Source organism: Pseudomonas imperatae (genome assembly GCF_057128625.1).
Genome location: NZ_JBSKHP010000004.1, coordinates 263,556 through 281,280, shown reverse-complemented (window position 1 = coordinate 281,280; position 17,725 = coordinate 263,556). Strand labels below are relative to the sequence as shown.

Genomic DNA, 17,725 nt, shown 5'->3' with positions numbered 1-17,725 from the left:
TGCTGCAAAATGCCAGCAGGGGCCCCACGGGCCGGGCTTCACTGGTAGAATGCGCGGCTGTATTCAAAGGAGTCTGCCGTGATCACTTCCCGCCTGCGCACCCTGCGCGACCACATCCGTTGGGCTGTCAGCCGTTTCCACGGGGAAGACCTGTACTTTGGCCACGGCACCGACAACGCCTGGGACGAAGCCCGGCTGCTGGTGCTGGGTGCCGTGCACCTGCCTTACCAGATCGCCGACAGCTACCTGGACTGCGCCCTGGAAGAAGACGAGATCGTGCACATCCAGGGGTTGCTCAAGCGCCGCATCGAAGACCGTGTGCCGGTGCCGTACCTGCTCAACGAGGCGTGGTTCTGCGGCATGTCGTTCATCGTCGACGAGCGCGTGCTGATTCCGCGTTCGCCCATCGGCGAGCTGATCGAGGACGGCTTCAGCCCCTGGTTGGCCAACCCGCCGGCGCGCATCCTCGACCTGTGCACCGGCTCGGGTTGCATCGGCATCGCCTGCGCCGACGTGTTCCCCAACGCCGAAGTAGCGCTGGGCGACCTGTCGTTCGAGGCCCTCGAGGTGGCGAACCAGAACATCGAGCGCCATGGCGTGGAAGACCGCGTGTACACCGTGCAGGGCGACGGCTTCGACGGCCTGCCGGGCCAGCGCTTCGACCTGATCGTGTCGAACCCGCCCTACGTGGACGCCGAAGATTTCGCCGACATGCCCGACGAATACCAGCACGAGCCGGAACTGGGCCTGGCCTGCGGCGACGATGGCCTGAACCTGGTGCGGCGCATGCTGGCCGAAGCGGCCAACCACCTGACCGAGAAGGGCCTGCTGATCGTGGAAGTGGGCAACAGCCAGGTGCACGTCGAAGCCCTGTACCCGGAGGTGGACTTCCACTGGCTGGAATTCCAGCGCGGCGGCCATGGCGTGTTCATGCTCAGCGCGGCGCAGTGCCGCGAGCACCAGGCGCTGTTCGCTTCGCGCGCGTAAAGCGCCGCCGGCATCCCGTAGCCGCAACTGTCTTGTGGGAGCTGGCTTGCCAGCGAGCTTTTATGGCCCCAACAACTCGCTGGCAAGCCAGCTCCCACAGGATGTAGCAGCGGCGGGGCGGCCATCCGCCGCCAGGCCGCGTCCCTGGCACCGCCATCAGCGGTGGGTGGCGATCCAGATCAACAGCCCCGCCTGGAACACCGCGAACGCCACCAGGCAGGTGATGGTGAAGCGCAAGCCCGCGTCCTCGCGCTTGAACTTGCTGACCTTTTCTTCCTGCTGGCGCAACTTCACTTCCAGTTCCTGCAGGTTCTGCTCTGCCAACTGCAGCATGTTGGCGGCGTCGAGAATCTCCACCACCTGCACCTTGTCGCCGTTCCAGGTGGCAATCAATTCGCCCACCTGCACGCCCTCGTAGCTGGCCTTGAGGTGCTGGGCGTCGGCATAGCTGACGGTCAGGCCATGGCTTTTCAGCACGTGGTCGCGGCGCAGGCGGGTGTCTTCGTTGAGGGCGTCCTTGCTCGCCAGCGCGGCGCCCTCGACCCGGTAGTGCGCCCATTTGCGCTGGGCCCAGATCACCCCCTGGGCAATCAGGAAACGCCCCAGGCCGCGGTTCAGCGGTTCCATGAACAGGCCGGACTCGGGGCCGAAGCTGACGGTGCGGGCCTGGTGGTTGGCCCATACTTCCAGGCGGTTCTGGTCCTTGCGCACCTTCTGGCCCGGCAGCTGGATGTCCATGCGCAACAGGCTGTAGTCCTTGCTGTGGCGCTCGGCGCGGCCGAACTGCACGAAGCGCAACGGCCGCGCACCGGTGGCGCGGTCCACCGGCAGGGGCACCAGACGCAGCATCTTGAAGTGTTCAGGCAGTACGTCCGCCCACGGCAATTCCACCGGTGCGGGGGCCTGTTCAGGTTCGACAGCCACTTCGGGTGACTCTGGGGTTTGCGTATCGGTCATCTCGGCGATCCTCTTTCGCGCAGCGCTGCGGGTATCAAAGTGGATACCTGCATCGGCGTATCGGCAGGCTTTGCCGATACTTGCGTGCTATTTGCGCGATCAATGCACCGATTGGATAAACGCCACCAGGTTGCGCCCCAGTTCATCGGCCAGCGGCAGGTTGCGGTCGTTGTAGGACGCCACCTGGGCCTTGAGGTCGTTGGGCACGATGCGCAGCACGTGGTTCATGCCGTCGATCAGCACCAACCTGGCCTTGGGCTGGGCGGCCTTGAGTGCCTGGGCGTCGGCGACGCCGACCTGGATGTCGTTGCGGCCCTGGATGATCAGCGCCGGCACCGTCAGGCGGGCGAAGGCGGCGGCCGGGTCCTGGCGCAGCAGCGACACCAGGTAGGGCTGCACGCTGGGGCGGAACACCACTTGTAAGGGCGCAGGTACATCCGCGTCGTACTGGCCGGCCTTGAGGCGGTCCAGCAACTGCCCGGCGCGCTGTTCCAGGTCGGGGGGCAGGCGGCCCTTGAGCTGCTCGCGAATCACCTGGTCCAGCGGGCGGCCGCTGCCGGCCACGGACACCACTGCGTCGGCGCCGGCCTGGGGCGCGGCCAGGGCGGCGATCAGCGCGCCTTCGCTGTGGCCCAGCAGAATCAGCGGGCCGTAGTGCGGGTCGGCCTTGAGCTGCCGGGCCCAGGCCTGGGCGTCGGCGACGTAGCCTTCCACACTCAGGGTGCGTTCGTCCGGCGCCAGCGGCTGGCCGCTGGCCACGCCGCGCTTGTCGTAGCGCACGCTGGCGATGCCGTGGTTGGCCAGCAGCAGCGCCAGCTTGCGCAGGCTGTCGTTGCGCCCGCCCTGGGGGTTGTTGCCGTCGCGGTCGGTGGGGCCGGAGCCGGAGATCATCAGCACCACCGGCACTGGTTTATCGGCCATGGGCAGCAGCAGCGAGCCGTGCAGCACGCCGCTGCCGGTGTCCAGGTCGATGGGGCGCTGGGCAATCACGGGGGCGGCCTGCAGCAGGGGGGAGACGAAGCAAATCAGCAGCGCAACAATACGTAACATCATCAAGCCAGTATCCGGAAGGTGGCAATTGGACTTATACCAAGGGCGAAGGTTCGCACATCCAGGGATGAATCAGGTCACTAGCGTGCGTATACTGCCCGTCTGATCTGATTTCGCGGAGCGTCCTGCATGTCCGGCAATACCTACGGCAAGCTGTTCACTGTCACCACCGCTGGCGAGAGCCATGGCCCGGCGTTGGTCGCCATTGTCGATGGCTGCCCACCGGGCATGGAGCTGTCCCAGCAAGACCTGCAGCGTGACCTTGACCGGCGCAAGCCGGGCACCAGCCGCCACACCACCCAGCGCCAGGAGCCCGACGAGGTCGAAATCCTGTCCGGCGTGTTCGAGGGCCGCACCACCGGCTGCGCCATCGGCCTGCTGATTCGCAACACCGACCAGAAGTCCAAGGACTACTCGGCGATCAAGGACCTGTTCCGCCCGGCCCATGCCGACTACACCCTGCACCACAAGTTCGGTGAACGCGACTACCGTGGCGGTGGCCGCAGCTCGGCGCGCGAGACCGCCATGCGCGTGGCCGCCGGCGCCATCGCGAAGAAATACCTGGCCACCCAGGGCATCGTCATTCGCGGCTACATGAGCCAGCTGGGCCCCATCGAGATCCCGTTCAAGACCTGGGACAGCGTGGAAGAGAACGCCTTCTTCAGCCCCGACCCCGACAAAGTGCCGGAGCTGGAGGCCTACATGGACCAGCTGCGCCGTGACCAGGATTCGGTGGGTGCGAAAATCACCGTGGTCGCCGAAGGCGTCAAGCCGGGCCTGGGCGAGCCGATCTTCGACCGCCTGGACGCCGAACTGGCCCACGCGCTGATGAGCATCAACGCCGTGAAGGGCGTGGAAATCGGCGCCGGCTTCGCCTGCGTGTCCCAGCGCGGCACCGAGCACCGCGACGAGATGACCCCCGAAGGCTTCCTCAGCAACAACGCTGGCGGCATCCTGGGTGGCATCTCCTCGGGCCAGCCGATCGTCGCCCACCTGGCGCTTAAGCCAACTTCCAGTATCACCACCCCGGGCCGTTCCATCGACGTGCACGGCAACCCGGTGGAAGTCATCACCAAGGGCCGCCACGACCCGTGCGTGGGCATCCGCGCCACGCCGATTGCCGAGGCTATGATGGCCATCGTGCTGATGGACCACCTGCTGCGCAACCGCGGCCAGAACGCCGACGTGCGCGTCACCACCCCGGTGCTGGGCCAGCTGTAATGACCCTGGCCCCCGGGGCTGCCGGGGTTCCCTACTGGCGGCTCTCGGGGTTCTACCTGTTCTATTTTGCCTTGCTGGGCGCCACCGCGCCCTTCCTGGCGATGTACTTCGACCACCTGGGCTTCGCCAGCGCGCGCATCGGCGAGCTGGTGGCCATTCCCATGCTGATGCGCTGCATCGCCCCCAACCTGTGGGGCTGGCTGGGTGACCACACAGGCCAGCGCCTGGCCATCGTGCGCTTTGGCGCCCTCTGCACCCTGGGCTGTTTCTCGCTGATCTTCGTCAGCAAGACCTACGCCTGGCTGGCCATGGTCATGGCCCTGCACGCCTTTTTCTGGCACGCGGTGCTGCCGCAGTTCGAGACCATCACCCTGGCGCACCTGCACGCCCAGCCGGCGCGCTACAGCCAGGTACGGCTGTGGGGCTCGATCGGCTTCATCCTCACCGTGGTCGGCATGGGCCGCCTGTACGAGTGGTGGAGCCTGGACGCCTATCCGTATGCGCTGGTGGTGATCATGGCCGGCATTGTCGCCGCCAGCTTCTGGGTGCCGAACATCCAGCCCCAGGTGGACCCGCGGCGGCCGGCGGGGGAGGGCTTTCTCAGCCAGCTGCTGCGCCCCGGCGTGCTGGCCTTCTATGTATGCGTGGCGCTGATGCAGGTCAGCCACGGGCCGTATTACACCTTCCTCAGCCTGCACCTGGAACACCTGGGCTACAGCCGTGGGGTGATCGGCGTGCTGTGGGCGGTGGGGGTGGTGGCCGAGGTGTTGATGTTCCTGGCCATGAGCCGCATCCTGGGGCGCTATTCGGTGCGCCAGGTGCTGGCCGCCAGTTTCCTGCTGGCCGCGCTGCGCTGGCTGTTGCTGGGCAGTTTTGCCGACCACCTGGGCCTGCTGGTGCTGGCCCAGGTGATGCACGCGGCCACCTTCGGCAGCTTCCATGCGGCTTGCATTCATTTTGTCCAGCGCACCTTCGGTGGCCGCCAGCAGGGCCAGGGCCAGGCGTTGTACGCCGCCCTGGCCGGCACCGGCGGCGCCCTGGGTGCGCTGTATTCGGGCTACAGCTGGAACAGCCTGGGGCCGGCGACGACCTTTGCGCTGGCCAGCCTCGCCGCGCTGGCCGCGGCAGTCATCATTGCCACACGGCTCAAGGAGGAGGCTGCATGAGCGTTGAACGCGACACCCTGGCCCAGCAGATCATCGAGGCAGGACGCCTGCTGTACGAGCGTGGCTGGTCCCCGGCCACCAGCAGCAACTATTCCGCCCGGCTGGGCACCGACCAGGCCCTGCTGACCGTCTCCGGCAAGCACAAGGGCCAGTTGGGGCCAGACGATGTGCTGGCCACCGACATGGCCGGCAACAGCCTGGAGCCGGGCAAGAAACCCTCGGCAGAGACCCTGTTGCACACCCAGCTGTACGCCTGGCAAGCGCAAATCGGCGCGGTGTTGCACACTCATTCGGTGAATGCCACGGTGTTGTCACGGCTCACCCCGGGCACCTTCCTGGCGTTTGAAGGCTATGAGCTGCAGAAGGCCTTCAGCGGCGTGACCAGCCACCAGTCCTGCGTGCGCGTGCCGATTTTCGACAACGACCAGGACATCGCCCGCCTGGCCAGCCAGGTGCAGCCCTGGCTGGACGCCCACCCCGAGTGCGTGGGCTACCTGATTCGCGGCCACGGCCTGTACACCTGGGGCGCGGCCATGAGCGACGCGCTGCGCCAGGTCGAGGCCTTCGAGTTTTTGTTCGAGTGTGAATTGAAAGTGCGATCGGTCACCGGTCGCTAGAAAAAGGAGTTGCCCCTGATGAGCAGCCTGACCGTGTACCACGTTTCCACCCCTGGCATCCCCAACAAGGTCCTGACCCACGCCGAGGACATCAGCGCCACCCTGGCCGAGCAAGGCGTGCGCTTCGAGCGCTGGCAGGCCAACGCGCCGATCCAGCCCGGCGCCAGCCAGGAGCAGGTGATCGACGCCTACCGCGGGCAGATCGACCAGCTGATGACTGAATGCGGCTACCAGACCGTGGACGTCATCAGCCTGGACCGCGACCACCCGCAGAAGGAGCAGTTGCGCGCCAAGTTCCTCGACGAGCACGTGCATGGCGAGGACGAAGTGCGCTTCTTCGTCGCCGGGCGTGGCCTGTTCACCCTGCACATCGACGACTACGTGTACGCCGTGCTGTGCGAGAAGAACGACCTGATCTCGGTGCCGGCCGGCACGCCGCACTGGTTCGACATGGGCGAGCAGCCGCATTTCGTTGCCATCCGCCTGTTCAACAACGCCGAAGGCTGGGTGGCGAAGTTCACCGGCGAGCAGATCGCCAGCCTGTTCCCGCGCCTCGACGACTGACCCCGGAGCTCGCATGCCCATCACTGCCATCCTCACCGACATCGAAGGCACCACCAGCGCGGTGAGCTTCGTCTTCGATGTGCTGTTTCCCTTCGCCGCCCAACACCTGCCCGGTTACGTGCGTGCCCACGCCGCCGAGCCTGCCGTGGCTGCGCAGCTGGACGCCGTGCGCCAGGCCAGCGGCGAGCCGGGTGCCGATGTGGAACGGGTGATCGCCATCCTGCTGGGGTGGCTGGCCGAAGACCGCAAGGCCACGCCGCTCAAGGCGTTGCAGGGGATGGTCTGGGCCCAGGGCTATAACGCCGGGCTGCTCAAGGGCCACGTGTACCCGGACGCCGTGGAAGCACTGACCCGCTGGCACGCCCAGGGCTTGCCGTTGTACGTGTATTCGTCGGGCTCGGTGCAGGCGCAAAAGCTGATTTTCGGCTGCTCCCAGGCGGGAGACCTGACGCCGTTGTTCAATGGCTACTTCGACACCACCTCGGGCGGCAAGCGCGAGGCGCAGTCATACCGCACCATCAGCGCGGCCATGGGCGTGGCGGCGGGGCAGGTGCTGTTCCTGTCGGACGTGGTCGAGGAGTTGGATGCAGCGCGGGCGGCGGGAATGCAGACCGTGGGGTTGGTGAGAGAGGGTGGGGAACTCGGCGATCACTGCTGCGTCGAAACATTCGCTGGGATCATTCCTTAACCGCGTCGCCTGCATCGCGGCCAAGGCCGGCTCCTACCACGGAACGCGTAGGAGCCGGCCTTGGCCGCGATGGGGTCAACGCGCGCTCAAGCCGAATGATAGGTCGGCAGCGCGAAGCGGTTCTGGCTCTGCAGCATGTTGATCGCCGGCAGCTCGCTGGCGGCACCTGCCAGGTCACGGCGAATGGCACTGATCACCCAGGTCAGTTGCTCGGCGGTGTGCAGTTGCTGGTACGAGATCGACCGGCGGGTCACTTTGCCTTCGCTGTCACGCAGGGTCAGCAACACGGCGCCATCGGGGCGCGGCTGGGTGGTGACTTCATAGCCTGCGAATACGGAAGCGAATTTTTCTTGAATGAAGTTCATGTCAGCTCCTGGCTCTTTGGTTGGCAAACCTGTGAGTAAGGAGTGCAGAGCCCGTGCCAGCTTTGCCATCAGGGCGAGACCCAATGAAACCGGGCACTTCAGGAAAATCGTGAATTTCAGATCCGTGCAAAATGCATGACTGGTCATTTGTTGCACGGCATTTTGCGCGACGGGTTCGGACAAACCCGGGGGAGGGTGGGGCGACTTTTCAGCCATCCCTATGGTCTATGACAACGTATTGCCAATTAATTCCCTTGTCCGCCGCCATAGGCAGGTTCTGTTGACCACCTGTCGCCGCCCCCGGACACTGAACAGCATTAGCCAGCCAGGAGAGCCCACCATGACCGACGCCCAACCCGCCCGCCAGATGACCCCGGATGAAGCCGCCGAATTCGCCGCGCAAGTGTTCGACGTGGCCCGCAGCGGCGACGCCGACATGCTGGGCCGCCTGCTGGACAAGGGCCTGCCGGTAAACCTGCGCAACCATAAGGGCGACACCCTGCTGATGCTGGCCGCCTACCACGGCCATCAGGACGCCGTGCGCGTGCTGCTGGCCCACGGCGCCGACCCCGAGCTGCGTAACGACAACAACCAGAGCCCGGTGGCCGGTGCCGCGTTCAAGGGCGACCTGGCGGTGGTGCGGCTGTTAATCGAGGGCGGCGCCAGCGTCGAAGGCGCCGGCGGCGATGGCCGCACCGCGCTGATGATGGCGGCCATGTTCAACCGCACCGCCATCGTCGACTACCTGCTGGCCCAGGGCGCCGACCCTCATGCCCGCGACGCCAACGGCGCCACCGCCCTGGCTGCGGCCCAGACCATGGGTGCCCAGGACACCGCCGCGCAGCTGGCCAGGCTCACGGCCTGATACCCTCGGGGCGCGAATGCGGCTATGCTTTGCGCCCTTTTTTCGTCCGCTGCAGGCTGCCCCCATGAAAGACCAACTGATTGAACTCATCACCAAGATCAGCTCGGGCTGCCTGGCGGACACCGACATCGCGCGCATCGCCGACGAAGCCGCCCAGGCCTACGCCGACCCACAGGCGTTCCTGGCGGCCAACCCGGACATCAACTACGACGACAGCTTCCCCATCGCCCTGGGCGAGTGGGTGGTGGTCGGCAGCCTGCCCGACACCGTGCTGTTCCAGGCCGACACCTACCAGGACCTGTTCCAGCAGATCACCGACTCGTTCGGCCCGGGCGTGGCGTTCAACTTCAAGGCCAAGCAACTGGCCAAGGTCGAGCCGCTGACCGCGCTCAACCGCATCCAGGTGCAGATGAGCAGCCTGGCCAAGGAAGACGGCGGCTACACCCTGGTCGACTTCAGCCAACCGCTGGATGACGAGCTGCAGTGCGTGCTGGTGTTCGGCAAGGACGTGGAGCGCGTGCTGGAGCTGTGCGCCGCAATGAACATCGCCGCCGCCGCCTCCCTGGAAGCCCTGAAAATAGCCGTGCACATCTAACCCGTAGCAGCTGCCGAAGGCTGCGTCCGTGTTCCAGGCACCCATTGCGGCGCTCCCGGACGCGGCCTGCGGCCGCTGCTACAACGTGGTGGGCTACGCTGAAGGGGGAATCCCTTTCTCGGAGCACTTCCCCATGGGTTCCACCTTCAACGGCCTGGTCGGCCTGATCATTCTGGCCCTGGATATCTGGGCCATCATCAATGTGCTGAAAAGCAGCGCCGAAGTCGGGATGAAAATCATCTGGGTGCTGCTGATCCTGCTGTTGCCGGTGCTGGGCCTGATCATCTGGGCCATCGCCGGCCCACGGGGCAATGTGCGGCTCTGAATTGTTACGCGGTGTGTGGGGGGCAGCCTTGCCCCCCGCTCTACAGGCCTTTCACAAAGATATGACGTTGCGCCTGGCAAAATTATGCAGTGCATCGCCTGCCATCTTGATGCACCATTTGCCGCCTCGTGTTTCACGATTCCAATAAACCATCCACGGATTTTCTATCGACATGGCCAACACGGACGCCCTGGGTCCGGCGCAGGCGTACAAACGCCGGCAGCCGACCGTCAAATCCCACCTTGCCTACACGTTGCTCAGCGGCCTGGCCATCATGGTGCTGCTCAGCCTGCTGCGCCTGGCGCTGCTGATCTACAACCGTGAAATGATCCTCGACACCCCGGCCGCAACCTTCGTCGAGGCTTTCGGCAACGGCCTGCGCTTCGACGTGCGCCTGGTGGTGTACACCCTGGTGCCGCTGATGATCGCCACGCTGGTGCCATGGCTGATGGCTCGCCGCGGCCTGTGGCGTTTCTGGCTGACCATCACCTCCAGCGTGATGATGTTCCTGGGCCTGATGGAACTGGACTTCTTCCGCGAGTTCCACCAGCGCCTCAACGGCCTGGTGTTCCAGTACGTGAAGGAAGACCCCAAGACCGTGCTGAGCATGCTCTGGTACGGCTACCCGGTGGTGCGCTACCTGCTGGCCTGGGCCCTGGTGACCTGGCTGCTGAGCCTGGTGTTCAAGGGCATCGACCGCCTGACCCGCCCGCGCGTTGACTACGTGGCCAGCGGCCGCCGCCCGGTGGCGCCCTGGTATGGCCGCCTGGCCGTGTTCGTGGTGCTGCTGGCCGTGGCCGTGGTCGCCGCCCGTGGCACCCTGCGCCAGGGCCCGCCGCTGCGTTGGGGTGATGCCTACACCACCGACTCCAACTTCGCCAACCAGCTGGGCCTCAACGGCACCCTGAGCCTGATCGGCGCGGCGAAAAGCAGCTTCTCCGACGAGCGCGACAACATCTGGAAGGCCACCATCCCCCAGGATGACGCCCAGCAGACCGTGCGCAACATGCTGCTGACCGCCAACGACAAGCTGGTGGACGCCGACACCGCCGCGGTGCGCCGTGACTTCACGCCGCCGGCGCAGAACGTCATGGGCTACAAGAACGTCGTGGTCATCCTGATGGAAAGCTTCGCCGGTCACTCGGTGGGCGCCCTGGGTGCACCCGGCAACATCACCCCGTACTTCGACAAGCTGGCGAAGGAAGGCGTGCTGTTCGACCACTTCTTCTCCAACGGCACCCATACCCACCAGGGCATGTTCGCCACCATGGGCTGCTTCCCCAACCTGCCAGGTTTCGAATACCTGATGCAGACCCCGGAAGGCGCGCACAAGCTGTCGGGCCTGCCGGAGCTGCTCAGCGCGCGCAACTACGATGACGTGTACGTGTACAACGGTGACTTCGCCTGGGACAACCAGTCCGGCTTCTTCGCCAACCAGGGCATGACCACCTTCATCGGCCGCAACGACTTCGTCAACCCGGTATTCTCCGACCCCACCTGGGGCGTGTCCGACCAGGACATGTTCGACCGTGGCGCCCAGGAACTGGCCAAGCGCGACAAGGCCGGCAAGCCGTTCTATGCCTTGCTGCAAACCCTGTCCAACCACACCCCGTACGCCATCCCGTCGCCGCTGCCGGTACCCCAGGTCACCGACCGTGGCCCGCTGAACCAGCACCTCACGGCCATGCGCTACTCCGACTGGGCCCTGGGTCAGTTCTTCGAGAAAGCCAAGAAGGAGCCGTACTACAAGGACACCCTGTTCATCGTGGTGGGTGACCATGGCTTCGGCAACGAACAGCAGATCACCGAGATGGACCTGGGCCGCTTCAACGTGCCCATGCTGATGATCGGCGAAGGCCTGCAGCAGAAGTTCGGCGCGGTGAACCACACCGTGGGCACCCAGATCGATATCGTGCCGACCATCATGGGCCGTGTCGGCGGCGAAACCCGCAACCAGTGCTGGGGCCGTGACCTGCTGAACCTGCCGGATGGCGACAAGGGCTTCGGCGTGATCAAGCCTTCGGGCAACGAGCAGACCGTGGCCATCATCACCGGCGACCGCATCCTGGTTCAGCCCAAGGACATGCCACCGCGCATGTTCCGCTTCCAGATGGGCAGCGACCCGAAAGCCGAGCCTATCGCCGATCAGCCCGACCAGGCCGACCTGCTGCACAAGCTCGACTCGTTCATCCAGACGGCCACCAAGAGCCTGTTGGACAACACCGCTGGCGTGACCGACTCGAAGAAGTAAGCTGATACCTGCACTGCAAAAAACCGATGCCAGCGATGGCATCGGTTTTTTTATGCCCCGCTTCAGGTGAAGGGTGCGCCCCCCGGGCGCTGGATGACCAGCCGGTTCAGATATACCCGCGTGTGGGCCAGGTCAAGGCCCACGTCTGCCACTACCACGGCGGGCGTCAGGCGGTGGGCATTGTGCGCGCGCCGTATCGCGCGGCTCAGGTCGCCCTCTGGAACATAGCGCATGAGCGCGTGGGCCCAGGAGCGATCGCTCAAGCCCATCATCAGCCCGGTGAACGCGAAGGTGTCGGTGTCCCAGAACAAAACTCTGGGAGAAACGACGTACAGGGTCTGGGTGTGCGGGTGCCTGCAGAGGGGCATCTCGATGCCGCGGACGTCGAGCATACCCAGCACCGTGTAGCCTTGTTGCTCCATCGCTCGGCTGGCCAGCCGGGCGTTGACCCGACGCTGCATCACCAGGTCACGCTGACCGCGCAGCGAAGCCTGGCGCAGCGTGCGCAGCCTGTCGATGTCATCGGCCAGGGCATGCATCTGCCCGGGGGTGAGTGGCCAGTGCTGCAACCCCTGCAGGGCGAAGCGCGAGACCGTCACCTGGTCGGTGCTCAACAGCCCTGGCGTCAACACCAGCGGCTCTGTAGTCAAGAGCGCATCGGGCCCGGCAGATGGAGGTGGCCCGGGTAGTGGCGCCAGCACTTCTTCCTCGTTGAACTGGTACTGGCCTTGCTCCAGCAACTGCGCGGCCTCGGCGAACGCGGCCCGGTCCTGGGGCATCAGCCCGGCCATCGCCAGCAGGTTCGGGTCAACCCATTGGTGCGCGTGCAGCACCGCTGCCGGGCCGGGCGACACGGCAGGCGGTCCCTCGGCCACCGGCAGCTCCAGTTCTGGCGCCCACAGGGTGGCGACGTGGGTACGCCAGGCCATGGAGTCGCTGCGCCGGACGGGCTGGCGTAGGGCATCGGGTTGCCTGGCGTCGAGGGCGCGGTAGCTGCCATGCACGGCGCTGTAGTCCACCTCGTGCTGGCGCACCTGGGTGGGGCTGTCGATGTGCCGGATGTAGTGGCGCCCGGCGTGATGGTAGACGCCGTCGCTGTCGGGGCTGGCGTGGGCCAGGTCGACCTTGGCCTCGGCCAGGGCAGGCAGCGCCTCGGCGATTGGACGAGGGCCCAGCAGCCTGGGTTGCAGCGCCTCGGGCCCGCGCCTGAACAGTGCCACGGGGGTGTGCGCCGGCCCCGGCAGGTGGCCGACGGGCACCAGCCCGGCCAGCGCGCCGCCGATTGCATCCACCGCCTGCTCGTGGTCGCCACGCTTCCAGGCCCGTACGCCATCGGCCACTGCCCGGGCGCTGAGCAGGCCGTTGACGGCGAGGCCCAGCCACGGGTTGACGGCCATGGCCACGGCGGACACCGCGATGGTGCACAGGGTGACGGCCACGTGCAGGTCGCTTTCCCGGTCGCTGGTGGACGCTGCGTCCGCCGAGGCCATCAGAGTATCGACCTGGGCCTCGAAACCAGCGTCCAGCGTGGCTTCGGTCAGCAGGCCGTCCTGCAGGGTCGGCTGCCAGGCGGGGTCGGGCGGGGCGCCCATGCGGGTGCGCTGGCGTTGCACGGCATGGCGGGCACGCTGCAGAAGGGCAAAGGCGGCGTGAAATTGCAGCTGGGCGGCGTTGTCGATCTGCCCGCGGACAAAGGCCGGGTAGCTGCCGCCCACGTCCACCTCGCGCACCACCTCGCGGATCAGGTCGGCCTCAAGGCCTGGGACGATGTTGCGGTGCTGGTCCACCACCAGCGCGGTCAGCCGGTAGTCCACGTCCAGCGGGCTGATGTTGGCCAGGGCCTTGTCGACGATCGGGGCCACGTCGCGGCCACGCTTCACCTCGCTGTAGATCAGCCAGGGCAGGCCTTTCCATAAATTGGGGATGATCCCCAACACCCGTGCTTCGCTGATGTACAGATGGTCGACGTCGATGCGCCGCTTCAGCCGGCGTCGCAGTTCGCCTTCTACGCGGGCCTTGGCGAAGCCCTTGAGGCTGGGCAACTGGTTCATCAATTGCTGGAACTGCAGGTGGTATTTGATCAGCGTGCGCGTGCGCTTTGCCAAGGCTTTGCGAGCAACGGCAGTGGAGTTGGCTAGCCAGGGCGGGGCAACCGCCTGGAGCAGGGCAGCGATGCGGCGGGTGAAGAAGCCGCTGGGGTTGAGCGCGTCATGCAGGTCGGTGGCACGGGTCAGGCCAATGACCCATTCCTCGCCCTGCAACGGGCTGAGGTCGCGGTGGTGCAGGTGGTAGTTGAAGTCGTCCAGTTGCTTTTCATGCCAGTGGCCGAGCAACTGGGCAATCAGGTGCCCGGTGATCTCGCTGAAGGTCACCGGGGCCTCGGGTGCCCGGCCCAGGCGCTTGTGGTCGCGGGTGGGCACGCCGGCTCGCAGGGTGTCGAGGCGGGCCAGGCGCTGACGCAGGCCGGCCAGGTCATTGAAGGCCTCCAGGCCTCCACCGGGGGTGAACAGTAGCAACAGGCCGACCTCTTCGGCTTGCGCCAGGCTGGCCAGCGGTGCATGTGCAGCCTGGGCCAGGACGAAACTGCCGATGGCCGGCACGCGCGCGTCGCTGGTCTCCAGGTGCAGGGCGTAGGCACGGGTGACGCGACCGTAGTGGCACGTACGCTCGGCCAGCTCGGGCCATTGGTAGACACTCTTGGCCATCAGCCAATGGTCGTTGCCGAGCAGGCCGTCGGCGTGCAGCAATTGGGCCTGGGCATGCACGAAGCCAGCCAGCGCCTTGGCGGCTGCGGCGGCGTGGGCCTGCCCCCCTTCGGAGCGCCGGTAGTCGCGGTAGCGGCTGGGGTAGGCCTTGGGCAGTTTTTCCAGCGGCGTGCGCGGGTCATCAGGCTCAAGGCGCTGCCCCATGCGCTGGAACACAGCCAGCGGCGTGGGCGCCTGGGCCAGGGCGCCCAGCAGGGTGTGGTAGTGGGCGAGCACGTCATCGTAGTGCTTCACGGCAGCTAGGGTGTCGGTCATGACCGTCTCCTTGGGTGGAAACGGTGCATTTCGCCCGTTCGTCTGCCCGCCAAGGTGTTATCTAAATGAATCATTGCCGCTGGCGGGCACCCGGCCGGAACGATGCCGGCCCTGGCCGGTCAAGTGAAGTAAGGCGCAAGCCTTGTGTCGTCGACTCCGTTCTGCCGAGGAGATCTAGATGAAAAAGTGGCAAATCACGTTTATCGATGAACATGGCCAGCAGTTGAACCTGCAGGTCGATGCGCAGGAACGTCCCGACAAGGACGAGGCGGCCAGGCATGTACGTGCCTATTACCGCCCGGTGCTGGAAAAGGCCGACCTCAATGATTTTGATAATCGTGCCGCGGAACCGGCGGCCAAGGCGCTCAAGGAGATGAATGCCATGGAAATCGTTTCTGTGACGCCAGTCGACTGATCCGCAATTGGTGCGCCTGACCCTCTGGCACAGGCGCCGCCTTCGCGCTACTCTGCAATCGAGAGCGGCCTGCCCCCTTTGGCCGTGCCCTCGTCTTGTTGTCAGCTCCATGCTTGTTTCCGGGTGACCCTTGAGTCGCGTAGTCCCATTGCAGTCGTTTTTCTGCCAACGGAGGTCCTGGAAGTACTGAAAGTCTATCCATCAATGATGAGGAGGACGATTCATGAGCACAGCCTATCAAGAAGACATCAGCACCCACGTGCTGCGCCGCATGAAGGAAGGCGGCTTCGATTTTGCCAGCATCCATCCCATCGAGTTCTATGCCGTGTTCCCGGACGAAAAGCGTGCGCGCACGGCAGCGGGCAAGTTCCAGGGCGAGTCACTCAATGCCCAGGTCAGCGAACGTGACGATGGGGCCTGGTACCTGGAGTTGAGCAAGGTGATGTTCGCCACCTATGGCGGCATTGGCGAGTTCGAGCAGGACTTCGAAGCCGTGATCGAACCGCTGGGCGGCGAGATAGAAGGGTGGGGTGTGAAGCATCAGGTGCAGCGCCTGCAGGCTTGACTGACCCCCGCAGTACATGACGGCTGGCCCATGGGCTGGCCGTTTTAGTTTGCAGGCCATCCACAATACCTCCAGTTATTGCTGCTGCCCTGGCTTGTGATCTTGATCTGGCTTTTGACTTGGCTTTTGACTTGGCTTTTGATCTGGCTTTTGATCTTGATTGTATGCCCCGTAAAGCGCCCGGGCCGACTGGAGGCGTCGATCAAGCGGACGACGGCCCGGAATAGAAGCGCCTCCGGTTCCGTCTCCCTCGGCTACGCCTCGGCCCGCTTGATCAACGCCTCCAGTCGTCCCGGGCGCTTAACGGGGCCAAGATCAAAATCAAAAGCCAGATCAAAAGCCAGATCAAGATCAAGAGCCAAATCAAGATCAAGAGCTTCAAGATCAAAAACGATTTGCGGGGATTGAATATTCATTAAAAAAACTGTCTGGCGCAGCGTTGCCGAAATCATCTCTGTCTATGCTGGTCATAGCAATTAGCCTTGAACTACCGCTTCGCAATGAAGCGTCCGGGGACGGGTTGGGGTCAATGACGCACAGGAATGGTGCGAGCGCGAATCGGGCGTTATCCAACCTGTTGTTATTTAAGCGTTTCTGCCGCTGGCACGAGCCTTGCGATGGGCTTGGTGTCCGGGTGACAAGGAGTACGGCATGATCCGCACCTTTTATGATGAGATGTACGATGCCGGCGGCGTGGTCCGCCCGCATTACCGGGAGTTCGCGCGCTGGCTGGCCGACACCCCCGAAGAGCTCCTGGCCCAACGGCGCCGGGAAGCCGATCTGCTGTTCCACCGGGCTGGCATCACTTTCACGCTCTATGGCGACGAGCAGGGCACCGAGCGGCTGATTCCGTTCGATACCATTCCGCGCAGTATCCCGGCCAGCGAGTGGCGGGTGGTGGAGCGCGGCTGTATCCAGCGGGTCAAGGCACTGAACATGTTCCTGGCCGACCTGTACCACGACCAGCGCATCATCAAGGCCGGCATCATCCCCGCCGAACAGGTGCTGGCCAACGAGCAGTACCAGCTGGCGATGCAGGGCCTGAACCTGCACCGTGACATCTACTCGCACATTTCCGGCGTCGACCTGGTGCGCGACGGCGATGGCAGCTACTACGTGCTGGAAGACAACCTGCGCACGCCCAGCGGCGTGAGCTACATGCTCGAAGACCGCAAGATGATGATGCGCCTGTTCCCCGAGCTGTTCGCGGCCCAGCGCATCGCCCCCATCGACCATTACCCGAGCATGCTGCTGGACACCCTCAAAAGCTCCAGCCACCTGGACAACCCCAGCGTGGTGGTGCTGACCCCCGGGCGCTTCAACAGTGCGTTCTTCGAGCATGCGTTCCTGGCCCGCGAGATGGGCGTGGAACTGGTGGAGGGCGCCGACCTGTTCGTGCGCGACGACCGCGTGTTCATGCGCACCACCGACGGCCCCAAGGCCGTGGACGTGATCTACCGCCGCCTCGACGATGCCTTCCTCGACCCGCTGGCGTTCAACCCCGAATCGATGCTGGGCGTGCCCGGCCTGCTGGCGGCATACCGCTCGGGCAACGTGGTGCTGGCCAACGCCATCGGCACCGGCGTGGCGGACGACAAGTCGGTATACCCCTACGTCACCGACATGATCCGTTTCTACCTGGACGAGGAGCCGATCCTCAAGAACGTGCCGACGTGGCAGTGTCGCAACCCCAAGGAACTGTCCCACGTGCTGGCCAACCTGCCCGACCTGGTGGTCAAGGAGACCCAGGGGTCGGGCGGCTACGGCATGCTGGTGGGCCCTGCCGCCAGCGCGGCCGAGATCGAGAACTTCCGTGCCCGCCTCAAGGCGCGGCCCCATGCCTACATCGCGCAGCCGACGCTGTCGTTGTCGACCTGCCCGACCTTCGTCGAGAACGGCATTGCCCCGCGCCATATCGACCTGCGCCCGTTCGTCCTTGCCGGCCGCGAAACCCGTGTGGTACCCGGCGGGCTGACCCGCGTGGCGCTGCGCGAGGGCTCGCTGGTGGTCAACTCGTCACAGGGTGGCGGAACCAAGGACACCTGGGTGGTCGAGGATTAAGGATGCCTGCCAA

General features: G+C 65.3%; 18 protein-coding genes. 13 read left to right on the top strand and 5 right to left on the bottom strand.

What is annotated here, in order from left to right; genetic code table 11:
• Positions 1 to 78 precede the first annotated feature (78 nt).
• Positions 79 to 987 (top strand): 50S ribosomal protein L3 N(5)-glutamine methyltransferase, encoded by a 909-nt coding sequence (gene prmB, locus ACWKWX_RS07735; RefSeq protein WP_483827410.1) that lies wholly within the window; start codon positions 79 to 81, stop codon positions 985 to 987.
• Positions 988 to 1,143: 156 nt separating this feature from the next.
• On the opposite strand, the gene ACWKWX_RS07730 is transcribed toward prmB, so the two are convergent.
• Positions 1,144 to 1,944: a hypothetical protein gene (locus tag ACWKWX_RS07730; RefSeq protein ID WP_483827409.1), complete on the bottom strand. Its 801-nt coding sequence runs from the start codon at positions 1,942 to 1,944 to the stop codon at positions 1,144 to 1,146.
• 99 nt (positions 1,945 to 2,043) lie between these two features.
• On the bottom strand, positions 2,044 to 2,997 hold the full coding sequence (locus tag ACWKWX_RS07725) for an alpha/beta hydrolase (RefSeq protein WP_483827408.1): 954 nt from the start codon (positions 2,995 to 2,997) through the stop codon (positions 2,044 to 2,046).
• A gap of 126 nt (positions 2,998 to 3,123) precedes the next feature.
• On the opposite strand from ACWKWX_RS07725, the gene aroC reads away from it, so the two are divergent.
• From aroC to mtnC, 5 genes are read left to right on the top strand one after another with little or no spacing between them, the layout of a single operon-like run.
• A complete protein-coding gene (aroC, locus tag ACWKWX_RS07720) occupies positions 3,124 to 4,215 on the top strand; it encodes a chorismate synthase (protein WP_416423078.1) in 1,092 nt (363 codons plus the stop codon).
• Positions 4,215 to 5,381, top strand: coding sequence for an MFS transporter (locus tag ACWKWX_RS07715; RefSeq protein ID WP_483827407.1), 1,167 nt, complete (start codon positions 4,215 to 4,217; stop codon positions 5,379 to 5,381). The genes aroC and ACWKWX_RS07715 overlap by 1 nt, the downstream gene beginning before the upstream one ends.
• Entirely contained in the window at positions 5,378 to 5,998 is a 621-nt protein-coding gene (locus tag ACWKWX_RS07710; protein WP_483827406.1) for a methylthioribulose 1-phosphate dehydratase, read from the top strand. Before ACWKWX_RS07715 ends, ACWKWX_RS07710 begins: the two co-directional genes overlap by 4 nt.
• A gap of 18 nt (positions 5,999 to 6,016) precedes the next feature.
• Positions 6,017 to 6,562 (top strand): 1,2-dihydroxy-3-keto-5-methylthiopentene dioxygenase, encoded by a 546-nt coding sequence (locus tag ACWKWX_RS07705; protein WP_416423081.1) that lies wholly within the window; start codon positions 6,017 to 6,019, stop codon positions 6,560 to 6,562.
• A gap of 13 nt (positions 6,563 to 6,575) precedes the next feature.
• Entirely contained in the window at positions 6,576 to 7,250 is a 675-nt protein-coding gene (mtnC, locus tag ACWKWX_RS07700; protein WP_483827405.1) for an acireductone synthase, read from the top strand.
• Between the two features lie 86 nt (positions 7,251 to 7,336).
• Here the strand turns inward: mtnC and ACWKWX_RS07695 are convergent, their stop codons facing one another.
• Entirely contained in the window at positions 7,337 to 7,615 is a 279-nt protein-coding gene (locus ACWKWX_RS07695) for a DUF3509 domain-containing protein (RefSeq protein WP_416423083.1), read from the bottom strand.
• A gap of 340 nt (positions 7,616 to 7,955) precedes the next feature.
• Here ACWKWX_RS07695 and ACWKWX_RS07690 point away from each other — a divergent pair, with 340 nt between their 5' ends.
• The 4 genes from ACWKWX_RS07690 (at position 7,956) to ACWKWX_RS07675 (ending at position 11,651) form a co-directional block, all read left to right on the top strand.
• On the top strand, positions 7,956 to 8,480 hold the full coding sequence (locus ACWKWX_RS07690; RefSeq protein ID WP_483827404.1) for an ankyrin repeat domain-containing protein: 525 nt from the start codon (positions 7,956 to 7,958) through the stop codon (positions 8,478 to 8,480).
• Positions 8,481 to 8,544: 64 nt separating this feature from the next.
• Positions 8,545 to 9,075 carry a hypothetical protein gene (locus ACWKWX_RS07685; RefSeq protein ID WP_416423085.1) on the top strand — a complete coding sequence of 177 codons (531 nt, stop codon included), beginning with the start codon at positions 8,545 to 8,547 and terminating at the stop codon, positions 9,073 to 9,075.
• Between the two features lie 133 nt (positions 9,076 to 9,208).
• A complete protein-coding gene (locus tag ACWKWX_RS07680) occupies positions 9,209 to 9,400 on the top strand; it encodes a PLDc N-terminal domain-containing protein (RefSeq protein ID WP_416427556.1) in 192 nt (63 codons plus the stop codon).
• A gap of 172 nt (positions 9,401 to 9,572) precedes the next feature.
• Positions 9,573 to 11,651, top strand: coding sequence for an LTA synthase family protein (locus ACWKWX_RS07675; protein ID WP_416423086.1), 2,079 nt, complete (start codon positions 9,573 to 9,575; stop codon positions 11,649 to 11,651).
• A gap of 62 nt (positions 11,652 to 11,713) precedes the next feature.
• Here the strand turns inward: ACWKWX_RS07675 and ACWKWX_RS07670 are convergent, their stop codons facing one another.
• On the bottom strand, positions 11,714 to 14,671 hold the full coding sequence (locus ACWKWX_RS07670; RefSeq protein ID WP_483827403.1) for a hypothetical protein: 2,958 nt from the start codon (positions 14,669 to 14,671) through the stop codon (positions 11,714 to 11,716).
• A gap of 178 nt (positions 14,672 to 14,849) precedes the next feature.
• Here ACWKWX_RS07670 and ACWKWX_RS07665 point away from each other — a divergent pair, with 178 nt between their 5' ends.
• Together ACWKWX_RS07665 and ACWKWX_RS07660 are read left to right on the top strand one after the other, a co-directional pair.
• Complete coding sequence (locus ACWKWX_RS07665) at positions 14,850 to 15,086, top strand: hypothetical protein (RefSeq protein ID WP_416423088.1); 237 nt, start codon at positions 14,850 to 14,852, stop codon at positions 15,084 to 15,086.
• A gap of 223 nt (positions 15,087 to 15,309) precedes the next feature.
• A complete protein-coding gene (locus ACWKWX_RS07660) occupies positions 15,310 to 15,651 on the top strand; it encodes a ribonuclease E inhibitor RraB (protein WP_416423089.1) in 342 nt (113 codons plus the stop codon).
• A 254-nt stretch (positions 15,652 to 15,905) separates the two neighbouring features.
• Here ACWKWX_RS07660 and ACWKWX_RS07655 read toward each other — a convergent pair whose 3' ends face one another.
• On the bottom strand, positions 15,906 to 16,103 hold the full coding sequence (locus tag ACWKWX_RS07655) for a hypothetical protein (protein ID WP_483827402.1): 198 nt from the start codon (positions 16,101 to 16,103) through the stop codon (positions 15,906 to 15,908).
• Between the two features lie 199 nt (positions 16,104 to 16,302).
• Between ACWKWX_RS07655 and ACWKWX_RS07650 the strand changes: the two genes are divergently transcribed.
• Positions 16,303 to 17,712, top strand: coding sequence for a circularly permuted type 2 ATP-grasp protein (locus ACWKWX_RS07650; protein ID WP_416423091.1), 1,410 nt, complete (start codon positions 16,303 to 16,305; stop codon positions 17,710 to 17,712).
• The last annotated feature ends 13 nt before the right edge of the window (positions 17,713 to 17,725 follow it).

Coding starts and splice junctions, on each gene's coding strand:
- ACWKWX_RS07655 (WP_483827402.1), bottom strand. CDS start 16,103: ATGATTTCGGCAACGCTGCGCCAGACAGTTTTTTTAATGAATATTCAA.
- aroC (WP_416423078.1), top strand. CDS start 3,124: ATGTCCGGCAATACCTACGGCAAGCTGTTCACTGTCACCACCGCTGGC.
- ACWKWX_RS07705 (WP_416423081.1), top strand. CDS start 6,017: ATGAGCAGCCTGACCGTGTACCACGTTTCCACCCCTGGCATCCCCAAC.
- ACWKWX_RS07670 (WP_483827403.1), bottom strand. CDS start 14,671: ATGACCGACACCCTAGCTGCCGTGAAGCACTACGATGACGTGCTCGCC.
- ACWKWX_RS07710 (WP_483827406.1), top strand. CDS start 5,378: ATGAGCGTTGAACGCGACACCCTGGCCCAGCAGATCATCGAGGCAGGA.
- ACWKWX_RS07690 (WP_483827404.1), top strand. CDS start 7,956: ATGACCGACGCCCAACCCGCCCGCCAGATGACCCCGGATGAAGCCGCC.
- ACWKWX_RS07725 (WP_483827408.1), bottom strand. CDS start 2,997: ATGATGTTACGTATTGTTGCGCTGCTGATTTGCTTCGTCTCCCCCCTG.
- ACWKWX_RS07680 (WP_416427556.1), top strand. CDS start 9,209: ATGGGTTCCACCTTCAACGGCCTGGTCGGCCTGATCATTCTGGCCCTG.
- ACWKWX_RS07650 (WP_416423091.1), top strand. CDS start 16,303: ATGATCCGCACCTTTTATGATGAGATGTACGATGCCGGCGGCGTGGTC.
- ACWKWX_RS07665 (WP_416423088.1), top strand. CDS start 14,850: ATGAAAAAGTGGCAAATCACGTTTATCGATGAACATGGCCAGCAGTTG.
- ACWKWX_RS07660 (WP_416423089.1), top strand. CDS start 15,310: ATGAGCACAGCCTATCAAGAAGACATCAGCACCCACGTGCTGCGCCGC.
- ACWKWX_RS07685 (WP_416423085.1), top strand. CDS start 8,545: ATGAAAGACCAACTGATTGAACTCATCACCAAGATCAGCTCGGGCTGC.
- ACWKWX_RS07715 (WP_483827407.1), top strand. CDS start 4,215: ATGACCCTGGCCCCCGGGGCTGCCGGGGTTCCCTACTGGCGGCTCTCG.
- ACWKWX_RS07675 (WP_416423086.1), top strand. CDS start 9,573: ATGGCCAACACGGACGCCCTGGGTCCGGCGCAGGCGTACAAACGCCGG.
- mtnC (WP_483827405.1), top strand. CDS start 6,576: ATGCCCATCACTGCCATCCTCACCGACATCGAAGGCACCACCAGCGCG.
- ACWKWX_RS07695 (WP_416423083.1), bottom strand. CDS start 7,615: ATGAACTTCATTCAAGAAAAATTCGCTTCCGTATTCGCAGGCTATGAA.
- ACWKWX_RS07730 (WP_483827409.1), bottom strand. CDS start 1,944: ATGACCGATACGCAAACCCCAGAGTCACCCGAAGTGGCTGTCGAACCT.